Source organism: Methylibium sp. T29-B (assembly GCF_000576225.1).
Classification (GTDB): Bacteria; Pseudomonadota; Gammaproteobacteria; order Burkholderiales; family Burkholderiaceae_C; genus Methylibium; species Methylibium petroleiphilum.
Genome location: NZ_AZSN01000113.1, coordinates 1 through 11,916, shown reverse-complemented (window position 1 = coordinate 11,916; position 11,916 = coordinate 1). Strand labels below are relative to the sequence as shown.

Genomic DNA, 11,916 nt, shown 5'->3' with positions numbered 1-11,916 from the left:
GGCTTCGCGCGCCCGGTGCGCGCGCCAGGTGCCGGCGCACAGCGCCACATAGGACAGCACGGTCCCGCCCGCGGCGAGCGCCCGCAGCGCGTCGTCGGACAGCGGCGTCATGCCAGCAGTGCTTCGAACCCGGCCGTCGGGCGGGCCTCGTGGCCGCCGTCCGCAGCACGGCGGATGAACAGCACGGCCAGCCGCTCCCGCTCGGCGTAGGTCCAGCCCTCATCGGGCCCGAGCACCGTCAGCGCCGTGGCCAGCGCGTCGGCCTGCATGCATTGCGCGTGCACGACCGTCACCGACGCCAGCGCGTGCCGCACCGGCCGGCCGGTGCGCGGGTCGATGGTGTGGGAATGGCGCTCGCCGTCGTCGGTCTCGAAGCAGCGGAAGTCGTCGCCGGAGGTCGCGACCGCCAGCCCCTTGAGTGCGAGCACCGGACCGGCATCGCCCTGTTCCAGCCCGGGCAGCCGGACCGCCACCCGCCACGGCTGCCCATCGGGCCGGCGGCCCATGCCGAGCAGCTCGCCGCCGACCTCGACGAGCGCGTTGCCGCAACCCAGCCGCTGCAGCGCACGCGCGACGGCGTCGACCGCATAGCCCTTGGCGATCGACGACAGGTCGACGTAGGTGCCGCCATCCTGGCGTGCACGGCGCTGCTCGACGTCGAGCTGCACGCGCTGCCAGCCGATGCGGCGGCGCGCCATCTCCAGATCGCCTTCCGTCGGCGCATCGCGGCGCGCCGGGTCGGGGCCGAAGCCCCAGAGGTTGACCGCGGGGCCGACGGTCGGGTCGTAGGCCCCACCGGTGGCGCGCGCCAGTTCGAGCGCGTGCTGCAGCACGCTGAAGAGGGGCTCGGGCAGTTTCTGCCAGCGGCCCGGCGCGGCGCGGTTGTAGCGGCTCAGGTCGGAGTCGTCCTCCCAGGTGCTCATCTGGCGCACCACCAGGTCCAGCGCGATCTCGATCGCCTCGCGGACCTCGCGGCGGGCCGGGCCGGGCGTGGCCGGCGCATGCCAGTACTTCACGCTCCAGCGGGTGCCCATCGTCGGCCCGCCCAGCTCCTGCACGGCGGCGGCCAGCAGGCGCGGCGCGACCCCGCCGTCGTGGCGGTAGCCCGGCAGGGGCAGGTCGGCGAAGGACAGGCGTGTCGTCATGCGGCCGCGGCGCTCGGGGGCGGTCGGCCCGTCATTGCGGCAGCACTTCCAGCACCGCGGCGTAGACCAGCCGGCGCTCCTTGGCCTGCTTCAGCGTGGTCTTGCCGTCCCTGGTGCTGACCTCCAGGCGGTAGAGCCCGGGCTGCGGCCAGTTGACCTTGACCTGGCCCTTCGCATCGGTCTTCAGCGTCATCTCGCCGATCTTGTCGCGGTAGCGGGTGCCGCCGAAGACGATCTCGACCTCGAGGTCCGCGGCCGGCTGGCCGTCGAGCAGGAAACCGAAGGTCGCCGCCTCGCCGGTGAACAGGTCGTTGGGGTGCGTGACGGGCACGAACTCCAGGCCCTTGCCGGTCGGCTGGATCGCGCTGGGTTTGCCGACGGTGATGAAGGTCTCGAGGCGGCTGATGCCTTCGTTGACCGTCAGTTCGGGCGCATCGGCCGGGACCTCCTTGGCGAAGTTCTCGGCCGTACCGCGGAAGCCCTTGTTCTGGCCGGTGGCCGCGTCCTTGTAGCGCGCCGTCACGCCGCTGAAGCCGTTGGCCACGCGGTAGGTGCCGGCCTGCGTGAGGTTCAGGTCGAACACGCTGCGCAGCTTGCCGACCACCACGTTCTCGGGCGCCACGGCGCTGCCGTCCGGCGCGGTGACCGCCAGCCCGTCGAGCCGCAGCGGCGCGTGGTTGAAGTAGAAGATGTCGTTGCCGGAGGCCCCGTCGATCGTGACCCATTGAGGCTTGGACAGCACGGTCGACGAGGGCACCAGGAAGCTGCTGTGGGCGCGCGCCAGCGGCACCGACAGACCGAAGGCGAGCGCCGTCGTGACGACGAGCGCGAAACGGGAACGGGACATGGGGATCTCCTGGACGGGGTGAGGGGGCCGATGGCGGTTCAGGGCTTGAGCTCGAGCGTGACTTCGCCGAGCTCGCTGCTGCCCTGGGCACTCAGCTGCTGCGCCTTGGCGGGCGGCCACTGGAAGGGGATGCTCAGCAGCTCGCGACCGCCGGACTCGCGGGCCGCCTCGACCACCAGCTTGTAGTCGCCGGGCGCCAGCTTGCCGAGCGGCTTGGCGCTGTCGTTGAAGCTGAGCTTGTGCTTGCCCACCGGACGTGTGGCGCTGGTCAGGCCGTCGGCCGGCACCTGCAGTTCGCGGCCGCTGCGGCGCCACCACTGGCGCATGTCCTTCAGCCACTTCGCGCCCTCGCCGTCCTTCTTGGCGGTGGCGTACCAGACCGCGAGGTTGGCAGCGACGCCCTGGTCGGCGCGCTCGACCCACATCGCGACATAGGGGCGGTGGTATTCGGCGACGGTCAACCGGGGCACCTCGACACCGACCGCCAGGTCGGCCGCCAGAGCCGGGACACCGAGCGCCGCGGCGCTCAGCGCGATGGAGTAACGCACGTGCATGGCAGGGCTTTCTTCTTCAGTGGATGGACAGCAGGGTGAGCAGCAGCGGGATCACCAGTCCCAGGCCCACGATCGGCCAGGTGGTCGGCCGGTTGGCCGCGTGCAGCTTCAGGATGAACAGGCCGGTCAGACAGAACACCAGACAGGCGACCGCGAACAGGTCGATGAACCACGACCACGCCACCCCGGTGTGGCGCCCCTTGTGCAGGTCGTTGAGGTAGGAGATCCAGCCGCGGTCGGTGCGCTCGTACTCCGCCGCGCCGCTCTCGCGGTCGATGCGCAGCCAGGCATCGCCGCCGGGGCGCGGCAGCGAGATGTAGAGCTCCTCGTCGGACCACTCGGCGTCGCGGCCCAGCACGTCGACCGCGATCTGCGTCTGGATCCAGTCGGCCAGGCGCGCGGGCAAGGGCGCGCGCGGCGACGACGGCAACACATCCGGCGTCACCAGGGCCTTCAGCTCCGGCGGCAGCTGCAGTTCGCGGGCGGTCACGGCCGGCCGGCTCTCGATCTGCGCGGCGTGGTTGAGCGTGATGCCGGTGACGCTGAACAGCAGCATGCCCAGCAGGCAGACCGCCGAGCTGATCCAGTGCCATTGGTGCAGCGTCTTCAGCCAGTAGGCCCGTTGCGGGTGGTCGGTCTTGCGCATGCCTTCGCGTCTCTTCGCGCCCGGGCACGCAGCCTCGCGGACTGCAACGCGCCCTCCTCAAAAGTTGCGGCTTAGTGTAAGCTACTAAATGCGAATCACTATCAATCACGCAACGTAAAGATCCTCCTCCGCCGGGCAGCCGGCGGGGATCGCGCGTCGCGGAGATGATCGAGGAGCCACCGCAAGCCCGTCGCCAGCGGTTCTGTGTGTTCGACACGACCAAAGGAACGATCCGATGCTTGCCACTCCCCGCGTGGGCGCCCTCGCCTGCGCCTTGCTGACCTGTGCACCGTGGCTCTCGCCCAGCAGACCCCGCCCCCCGTTGCGCCGCCGGCGGCCACGCCGTCCGACGAGGCCGCCAGCACGCTGCCCGAAGTGAAGGCCACCTCCCAGGCCGAGACGGCGACCGGCCCGGTGCCGGGCTACACCGCCCGGCGCAGCGCCACGGCGACCAAGACCGACACGCCGCTCAACGAAGTGCCGCAGTCGATCTCGGTGATCGGCGCCGAGCAGGTGCGAGATCAGAACTCGCTGACGATCCAGGAGGTGCTGCGCTACACGCCCGGCGTGCGCGCCGAGATGTACGGCCTCGACAACCGCGGCGACTACTACGCGATGCGCGGCGGCAGCGAGGGCTCCACGCTGCTCGATGGGCTGCGCCTGCCGATCACCGGCTACTGGGGCAGCGTGCGCAACGAGCCCTATGCCTTCGAGCGCATCGAGGTGCTGCGCGGGCCGGCCTCGGTGATGGCCGGCCAGAACGGGCCGGGCGGCGTGGTGAACCTGGTGTCCAAGCGGCCGTCCGCCGAGGCACAGCGGGAAGTGCAGGTGCAACTCGGCAACGACGACCACAAGCAGGTCGCGGCCGACCTGGGCGGCGCGCTCGTCGACGACGGCCGCCTCGCCTACCGCGTGATCGCCTTGCGCAAGGACAGCGGCAGCCAGGTCAAGTACGCCGACCAGGAGCGCACGCTGTTCGCGCCCTCGCTCCGCTGGCAACCGCTGGCCGGCACCTCGCTGACGGTCTACGGCGAATACCAGAAGGACAGGAGCCTCAACCAGAACGGCTTCTTTCCGATCGCAGGTACGCTCAACAAGGCGCCGAACGGCCGCCTCATCGACCCCGAGGTGTTCGTCGGCGAACCCGACTGGGACACCTACGGCGGCACGCGCAAGCGCTTCGGCTGGGAGCTCGAGCAGCAGCTGAACGCGCAGTGGACGCTGCGCCATCACCTGCGGCGCGACAACGTGACCGGCCATCTCGCCACCGCCTACGCCGACTGGAGCCAGTACGTCGGCGCGGACGGCCAGGTGGACACCGTCGACCCCACCAACAACACCTACCTGAACCGCTACGGCTACGTGGCCGACGACCGCTCGCGCATCAACAACGCCGACCTGCTGCTGCAGGGCAAGCTCGCGTTCGGGCGCACCACGCACACGCTGCTGACCGGCGTCGACTACATGTCGCACCGCATGCTGCACATCGACCGTGGCAGCTTCCTGATGACGCCGCTGGATCCCTTCGATCCGGTCTACGGCACCTCCCCCTTGCCGGCGCTCGACCCTGCGCAAAGCTTCGTCAGCGACTCGCGCGTGCGCAACGTCGGCCTGCTGATCCAGGACCAGGTCAAGTTCGACGAACGCTGGGTGCTCACCGCCGGCCTGCGCCACGACAAGGCGAAGACCGATGCCGCCAAGGACTCGGCGAACTCGAAGAACCTGGGCATCGTCTACCTGGCCGACGGCGGCTGGTCGCCCTACGCCGGCTACTCGGAGTCCTTCCAGCCGGTGGCCGGCACGACCAGCCCGGCGCGCGGCGGCCGGCCGTTCGAGCCTCGCGGGGCCGGCAGCTGGAAACCGGCGTCAAGTGGATGCCGGCCGATGCGCCGGTGAGCGCGTCGGCGGCGGTGTTCCGGCTGAAGGAGAGCAACCGGCTCGCCAACGACCCGGCCGACGTGAACTACTCGATCCAGGTCGGTGAGTCCACCGTCGACGGCCTCGAACTCGACGCGACCGCGACCTTCGCCGCCTGGCAGCTGCTGGCCAACTATTCCTACACCCGCGCCCGGCTCACCGGCGCGATCGACGTGAACCGCGGCGAGCAGCTCAGCAGCATCCCGAAGCACGCCGCCTCGCTGTGGGCGGTGCATCGCTTCGGCGCCGCGGGCCTGCCCGGGCTGCGGGCCGGCGGCGGCGTGCGCTATGCCGGTCCGTCCTGGGATGGGTCGGGCAACAACCGCGTTCCGTCCGTCACGCTGCTGGACCTGCTGGTCAGCTACGACACGGGACCGTGGACGCTGTCACTGAACGTCAACAACCTGACCGACAAGACCTACATCGCCACCTGCCTGGAGCGCGGCGACTGCTGGTTCGGCACGCAGCGGCGCGCCGTCGTGTCGCTGGCCTACCGCTGGTGACGCCGAGCCGAGGATCGGGCGGTGGCGCGCGGCAGCCGTTAAGCTGCGCCTCGCCACCGCCCGACCCGGAGCCCGCTTGAGCGACGCCGCCCCCCCGCACCCGCCCAACCAGTTCGCGCTGCTGACGCAACGGCGTTTCGCGCCCTTCTTCTGGACCCAGTTCCTCGGCGCCGGCAACGACAACCTGTTCAAGTTCGCCTTCACCGTGCTGGTCACCTACCAGCTGCAGGTGGCGTGGCTGCCCCCCGCGCTGGCCGGGCTGGCGATCGGCGCGCTGTTCATCCTGCCCTTCCTGCTGTTCTCGGCCACCTCGGGCCAGCTGGCCGACAAGTTCGACAAGACACGCGTGATCCGCTTCGTGAAGACGCTGGAGATCGCGATCATGCTGCTCGCCGGCTTCGGCTTCTGGACTGCCCACGTGCCACTGCTGCTGGCCTGCGTGTTCCTGATGGGGCTGCATTCCACGCTGTTCGGCCCGGTCAAGTTCTCCTACCTGCCGCAGCACCTGGGCGAGCGCGAACTGACCGGCGGCAACGGCATGGTCGAGATGGGCACCTTCGTCGCCATCCTGCTCGGCCAGGTGGCCGGCGGCCTGCTGGTGGCGGTGCCCGACGTGGGCCGGCACTACGTGGCCTTCGCCTGCCTGGGCGTGGCGCTGCTCGGCCGCGCCACCGCGCAGCTCGTGCCGGCCTCGCCGCCCACCGACCCGGCGCTGGTGATCAACTGGAACCCGGTCAGCGAGACCTGGCGCAACCTGAAGCTCGCGCACGGCAACCTGGTGGTGTTCCGTTCGCTGCTCGGCATCTCGTGGATGTGGTTCTTCGGCGCGGTGTTCCTGTCGATGTTCCCGGCCTTCGCGAAGGAGGTGCTGGGCGGCGACGAGCAGGTGGCCTCGCTGCTGCTGGTGGTGTTCTCGGTGGGCATCGGCATCGGCTCGCTGCTGTGCGAGATGCTGAGCCGGCGCCACGTGGAGATCGGCCTGGTGCCGTTCGGGGCGATCGGCATGAGCGTGTTCGCGATCGACCTCTACTTCGCGACGCGCGGCCATGCGCCGGGCAGCGGCATCGCCGGGCTGGGCGAGTTCGTGCGCCAACCCGGGCACTGGCGCGTGATGGCCGACCTGGCGCTGCTCGCGCTGTTCGCCGGCCTGTACAGCGTGCCGATGTACGCGCTGATCCAGCTGCGCTCGCCGGCCTCGCACCGCGCCCGCATCATCGCGGCCAACAACATCCTCAACGCGCTGTTCATGATCGTCAGCGCCGTGATGGCCGGCGCGCTGCTGAAGGCGGGCCTGACGATCCCGCAGATCTTCCTGGTGACGGGGCTGCTGAACGCGGTGGTGGCTGCCTACATCTTCCTGCTGGTGCCGGAATACCTGCTGCGCTTCATCGCCCTGATCGCGACGCGCCTGGTCTACCGCTTCCGCGTGCACGGCGACGAGCACATCCCCACCACCGGCGCTGCGGTGCTGGTGTGCAACCACGTGAGCTTCGTCGACCCGATCCTGCTGATGGCCGCGAGCCCGCGGCCGATCCGCTTCATCATGGACCACCGCATCTTCGCGACGCCGGTGCTGGGCTGGCTGTTCCGGCTCGCCAAGGCGATCCCGATCGCCCCGCAGAAGGACGATCCAGCCACCTACGAGCGCGCCTTCGCCGAGGCCCGCAAGGTGCTGGACGACGGTGAGCTGCTGTGCATCTTTCCGGAAGGCGCGATCACCCGCGACGGCGCCCTGCAGCCCTTCAAGGGCGGCGTGATGAAGATCCTGGAAACCCACCCGGTGCCGGTGGTCCCGCTGGCGCTGCACGACCTGTGGGGGTCGTTCTTCTCGCGTGCGAGCGGTGCCGCGATGACGCAACCGTTCCGGCGCGGACTGTGGAGCCGCGTGGGCCTGAGCGCCGCGGCGCCGCTGGCCGCCGTCGAGGTCACGCCGGAGCGCCTGCGCGAACGCGTGGCGGCGATGCTGGCGGCCTGAAGCGCCGCCCTCAGACGCCCCGTGCCCGGTCCGCCCGGAACTGCGCGCGGAACGCCTCGAAGCGCCCGGCGTCGAGTGCCTCGCGCACCTCGCGCATCAGGTTCAGGAAGTAATGCAGGTTGTGGATGCTGGTGAGCATCGGCCCGAGCATCTCGCCGCAGCGGTCGAGATGGTGCAGGTAGGCGCGGCTGAAGCCGTTGCAGGCGGTGCAGGTGCAGCTCTCGTCGATGGGCCGCTCGTCGGTCTTGTAGCGCGCGTTGCGCAGCCGCAGGTCGCCGTGGCGGGTGAACAGGTGGCCGTTGCGGGCGTTGCGCGTGGGCATCACGCAGTCGAACAGGTCGACGCCCTGGGTCACGCCCTCGACCAGGTCTTCCGGCGTGCCCACGCCCATCAGGTAGCGCGGCTTGTGGGCCGGCAGGCGGTGCGGCGTGTGCGCCATGATGCGCAGCATCTCGTCCTTCGGTTCGCCGACGCTGACGCCGCCGATCGCGTAGCCGGGAAAGTCCATCGCCACCAGCGCGTCGAGCGAGGCCTGGCGCAGCGGCTCGAACATGCCGCCCTGCACGATGCCGAACAGCGCGTTGGGGTTCTCGAGCCGCGCGAACTCGGTCTTGCAGCGCGCCGCCCAGCGCAGGCTCAGCTCCATCGACGCACGTGCTTCCTGCTCGGTCGTCAGGTGGCCCGAGGTCTCGTAGGGCGTGCACTCGTCGAACTGCATCACGATGTCGGAGTTCAGCACCGTCTGGATCTGCATGCTGGTCTCGGGCGTGAGGAACAGCTTGTCACCGTTGACCGGTGACGCGAACTTCACGCCCTCCTCGCTGATCTTGCGCATCGCACCGAGCGACCAGACCTGGAAGCCGCCGCTGTCGGTGAGGATGGGGCGCTGCCAGTTCTCGAAGCGGTGCAGGCCGCCGAACTGGCGCAGCACGTCGAGCCCGGGGCGCAGCCACAGGTGGAAGGTGTTGCCGAGGATGATCTGCGCGCCCATCGCCTCCAGCGAGGCCGGCATCACGCCCTTGACGGTGCCGTACGTGCCGACCGGCATGAAGATCGGTGTCTCGACCACGCCGTGGTTGAGCGTGAGGCGGCCACGGCGCGCATGGCCTTCGGTGTGCAGCAGATCGAAGCGGAGCATGCCGGATTGTCGCAGCGGCCCGCGCGCCGGCTAAGCTCGCGCGCATGCTGCCGATCGTTCAACGCGTGTTCCGCCGCCTGACCCGCCAGGCCGTCACCGACCGCAGTCTCAGCGTGCTGACGCTGCTGCTGCTCGCCGAGGTGGTGCTGCTGCCACCGCTGGTCGAGGTGGGCTGGCTCAACCGGCACCTGGCCGACGCCGGCTTCCTGGCGATGCTGGCGCTCGGCGTGTGGATGCTGTCCGACCACACGCTCGCGGGCCGCTGGTTCGTCGCCACCGCCTTCGGCAGCCTGGTGATCCGTGTCGCCAACCTGTGGCTGCCCGACAGCGAGCTGCGCGGCGCCGACGCACTGTTCGCGATGGTCAACCTGGTGGTGCTGGGCTGGCTGACGCTGGCCTACACGCTGGCCGCCGGCCGCATCAACGTGCACCGCGTGCTGGGCGCGATCGCCGCCTTCCTGCTGATCGGCCTGGCGTTCGCGCAGGCGCACCGGCTGGTGGCCATCTACGCCGGCGACGGCGCCTACTTCATGTTCGGCCAGCCGGTGGACTATGCCGCGCTGGTGGCGCGGCTCAACTACTTCTCCTTCGTCACGCTCACCTCGCTGGGCTATGGCGACATCACGCCGGTGCACGCCGCGGCGCGCTCGCTGGCCATCCTGCAGGTGCTGATCGGCGTGCTCTATCCGGTGGCGCTGCTGGGCTGGCTGGTGTCGCTGTTCGCGCACCAGAACCAGCAGCCTTCGCACTGAGCCCGAGAGGCGATGCCTAGGGCCTGTTCGCGTCGCGGCTCAGGATCCACTGCACCAGCCGGCGCGCGTCGGGCTCGCTGATCGCGACGCGATTGGGAGGCATCGCCAGGCCGCTGACCTTGCCCTTCCAGTGGCTGTCGTAGGGGTTGGAGCCCGCCAGTACCGTGGCGGTGAGCTGCTTCTCGGCCCCGGACTGGCCCTTGTACTTGACCGCGACATCGCGCCACGCCGGACCGATCGGCGGCAGGCCGTCGGGGCCCTTCGCACCGGGTTCGACATGGTGGCAGGTCATGCAGCCGCTGCCGGTGGCCAGCTTCAGCATCGCGGCGTCATCGGGAGCGGCCATCGCCTGCGCGGCAGCGAGCCACAGGGCGCAAAGGGCCGGAGAGAAAGAACGAACGGCAACGGGCTTCACGGCAAGGGTCCTTCGTGGTGGGAATCGACGGGTCGTCGACGCCACCTTAGGGACTGGCACGCGCTGCGCCTTGCGCCACGTCAAGCCATCGCGGAGTCACTCCACGATGGAGCGCCGTGGAGCAAACGATGCGGCGCGCACGCGACGCTTTGCTAGCGCCGCTGCAACAGCATGGCGTCGCCGTAGCTGAAGAAGCGGTAGCGCTCGCGGATCGCATGCGTGTAGAGCGTGCGGATGCGCTCGTGGCCGGCGAAGGCGCTGACCAGCATCATCAGCGTGCTGCGCGGCAGGTGGAAGTTGGTCAGCAGCCGGTCGACCACGCGGAACGTGAAGCCCGGGGTGATGAAGATGTCGGTCTCGCGCGCGCCGGCCTGCAGTTCGCCGCCGAGCGCGGCCGACTCCAGCGCCCGCAGCGTGGTGGTGCCGACCGCGACCACCCGCCCACCGGCCGCGCGGGTGCGCGCGATCGCGTCGACGGTGGCCCCCGGCAGCTCGAACCACTCGCTGTGCATGCGGTGCTCGGCCAGCTGCTCCACGCGCACCGGCTGGAAGGTGCCGGCGCCGACGTGCAGCGTCACGCTCGCACGTGCGACCCCCTGCGCCTCCAGCGCCGCCAGCACCTCGGCATCGAAATGCAGGGCCGCCGTCGGCGCGGCCACGGCGCCGGGCGCACGCGCGAACACGGTCTGGTAGCGGCGCTCGTCGTCGGCATCGTCGCCGTGCTCGATGTAGGGCGGCAGCGGCACGTGGCCGTGGCGTTCGAGCAGCGCGAACGGGTCGCCGGGCAGGCGCAGGTGGAACAGCGAGCCGTCGGGCCCGCAGCGCCCCAGCACCTCGGCATCGAAGGCGGTGCTGCCGCCGTCGCGGCCGGCGAAGTGCACGCGGCTGCCGGGCCGCGGCGACTTGCTGGCGCGCAGGTGCGCCCACACCTCTTGCGTGCCGGGCAGCACGCGCTCGACCAGCGCCTCGACGCCGCCGCCGCTGGCCTTGCGGCCGTACAGCCGCGCCTTGATGACGCGCGTGTCGTTGAACACCAGCAGGTCGCCGGGCGACAGCAGCGACGGCAGTTCACGGAAGCGGCGGTCGAGCGGCGTGTCGCCGCGGCCGTCGAGCAGGCGCGAGCCGCTGCGCTCGGGCGCCGGATGCTGGGCGATCAGCTCCGGCGGCAACGCGAAGTCGAAATCGGCAACGGTGAGGGGATGAGCGGGGGCGTCGGACATGGCGTGCAGGCTGGACCGGCCTGACGAGGGCAGAAGGCAGAATTGTTCCATGCCCCAGGCCTCGCGCTCCGCACCGCCCGCCGCCGCCGCTCCGGCGAAGTCGGGCCCGGCACGGGCGATGGAGAAGCTCGGCCTGGTGCGCGACATCGACCTCGCGCTGCACCTGCCGCTGCGCTACGAGGACGAGACGCGCGTCACGCCGATCGCCGCGGCGCACGAGGGCGAGACGGTGCAGGTCGAGGGCCGCGTGCGCGACAGCCGCGTCGAGCTGCGACCGCGCCGCCAGCTCATCGTGCGGCTGGCCGATGACAGCGACGAGCTGGTGCTGCGCTTCCTGCACTTCTACCCCTCGCACCAGAAGACGCTGGCGGTCGGCGCGCGCCTGCGCGTGCGCGGCGAGTTGCGCGGCGGTTTCCTCGGCCGCGAGATGGTGCACCCCAGCTTCAAGGCGGTGAACGACGACACGCCGCTGGCCACCGCGCTGACGCCGGTCTACCCGGCCAGCGCGCAGCTGCCTCAGGCCTACCTGCGCAAGGCGGTGAGCTCGGCGCTGACACGCGCGCCGCTCGATGAGTTGCTGCCGCCCGGCAGCGTGCCGGCCGGCTTGCCGAGCCTGAAGCAGGCCCTGCTGTTTCTGCACCACCCGGCGCCCGAGGTGATGCTGGCGACGCTGGAGGACCACAGCCACCCGGCCTGGCAGCGGCTGAAGTTCGACGAGCTGCTGGCCCAGCAGCTGTCGCAGCTGCAGGCACAGCGCGAGCGCGCCGCGCTGCGCGCGCCGCCGCTGCGGGCGGGCGCCGGCGG

11 protein-coding genes and 1 pseudogene are annotated in these 11,916 nt (G+C 70.8%); 5 read left to right on the top strand and 7 right to left on the bottom strand.

Annotated elements, in window-relative coordinates:
- Nucleotides 1-107: 107 nt before the first annotated feature.
- Genes Y694_RS15705 through Y694_RS15690 form a run of 4 tightly spaced genes read right to left on the bottom strand, consistent with a single transcriptional unit; the run spans nt 108 to nt 3,192 of the window.
- Nucleotides 108-1,145, bottom strand: a complete 1,038-nt coding sequence (locus Y694_RS15705) for an FAD:protein FMN transferase (RefSeq protein WP_011831300.1) — start codon at nt 1,143-1,145, stop codon at nt 108-110.
- Between the two features lie 31 nt (nt 1,146-1,176).
- Nucleotides 1,177-1,992 (bottom strand): DUF4198 domain-containing protein, encoded by an 816-nt coding sequence (locus Y694_RS15700; protein ID WP_011831301.1) that lies wholly within the window; start codon nt 1,990-1,992, stop codon nt 1,177-1,179.
- A 38-nt stretch (nt 1,993-2,030) separates the two neighbouring features.
- Nucleotides 2,031-2,546 carry a DUF2271 domain-containing protein gene (locus tag Y694_RS15695; protein WP_036234142.1) on the bottom strand — a complete coding sequence of 172 codons (516 nt, stop codon included), beginning with the start codon at nt 2,544-2,546 and terminating at the stop codon, nt 2,031-2,033.
- A 16-nt stretch (nt 2,547-2,562) separates the two neighbouring features.
- Nucleotides 2,563-3,192 (bottom strand): PepSY-associated TM helix domain-containing protein, encoded by a 630-nt coding sequence (locus Y694_RS15690; RefSeq protein ID WP_036234139.1) that lies wholly within the window; start codon nt 3,190-3,192, stop codon nt 2,563-2,565.
- Between the two features lie 291 nt (nt 3,193-3,483).
- On the opposite strand from Y694_RS15690, the gene Y694_RS15685 reads away from it, so the two are divergent.
- The 3 genes from Y694_RS15685 (at nt 3,484) to Y694_RS15680 (ending at nt 7,587) form a co-directional block, all read left to right on the top strand.
- Nucleotides 3,484-5,088 carry a TonB-dependent siderophore receptor gene (locus Y694_RS15685; RefSeq protein WP_051495824.1) on the top strand — a complete coding sequence of 535 codons (1,605 nt, stop codon included), beginning with the start codon at nt 3,484-3,486 and terminating at the stop codon, nt 5,086-5,088.
- Nucleotides 5,067-5,612 carry a TonB-dependent siderophore receptor gene (locus Y694_RS26555; protein WP_051495823.1) on the top strand — a complete coding sequence of 182 codons (546 nt, stop codon included), beginning with the start codon at nt 5,067-5,069 and terminating at the stop codon, nt 5,610-5,612. Before Y694_RS15685 ends, Y694_RS26555 begins: the two co-directional genes overlap by 22 nt.
- A 76-nt stretch (nt 5,613-5,688) precedes the next feature.
- Complete coding sequence (locus tag Y694_RS15680; protein ID WP_155935840.1) at nt 5,689-7,587, top strand: MFS transporter; 1,899 nt, start codon at nt 5,689-5,691, stop codon at nt 7,585-7,587.
- 10 nt (nt 7,588-7,597) lie between these two features.
- Here Y694_RS15680 and tgt read toward each other — a convergent pair whose 3' ends face one another.
- A complete protein-coding gene (gene tgt / locus Y694_RS15675) occupies nt 7,598-8,725 on the bottom strand; it encodes a tRNA guanosine(34) transglycosylase Tgt (protein ID WP_011831306.1) in 1,128 nt (375 codons plus the stop codon).
- 44 nt (nt 8,726-8,769) lie between these two features.
- Here tgt and Y694_RS22670 point away from each other — a divergent pair, with 44 nt between their 5' ends.
- A complete protein-coding gene (locus Y694_RS22670) occupies nt 8,770-9,477 on the top strand; it encodes a potassium channel family protein (RefSeq protein WP_051495822.1) in 708 nt (235 codons plus the stop codon).
- A 16-nt stretch (nt 9,478-9,493) separates the two neighbouring features.
- Here the strand turns inward: Y694_RS22670 and Y694_RS15665 are convergent, their stop codons facing one another.
- Both Y694_RS15665 and queA read right to left on the bottom strand, forming a co-directional pair.
- Nucleotides 9,494-9,823: a c-type cytochrome gene (locus Y694_RS15665; protein WP_049820844.1), complete on the bottom strand. Its 330-nt coding sequence runs from the start codon at nt 9,821-9,823 to the stop codon at nt 9,494-9,496.
- Between the two features lie 221 nt (nt 9,824-10,044).
- Complete coding sequence (gene queA, locus Y694_RS15660; RefSeq protein ID WP_036234133.1) at nt 10,045-11,112, bottom strand: tRNA preQ1(34) S-adenosylmethionine ribosyltransferase-isomerase QueA; 1,068 nt, start codon at nt 11,110-11,112, stop codon at nt 10,045-10,047.
- Between the two features lie 49 nt (nt 11,113-11,161).
- Here queA and Y694_RS15655 point away from each other — a divergent pair.
- A pseudogene (locus Y694_RS15655) lies at nt 11,162-11,916 on the top strand (ATP-dependent DNA helicase RecG); the annotation flags it as partial.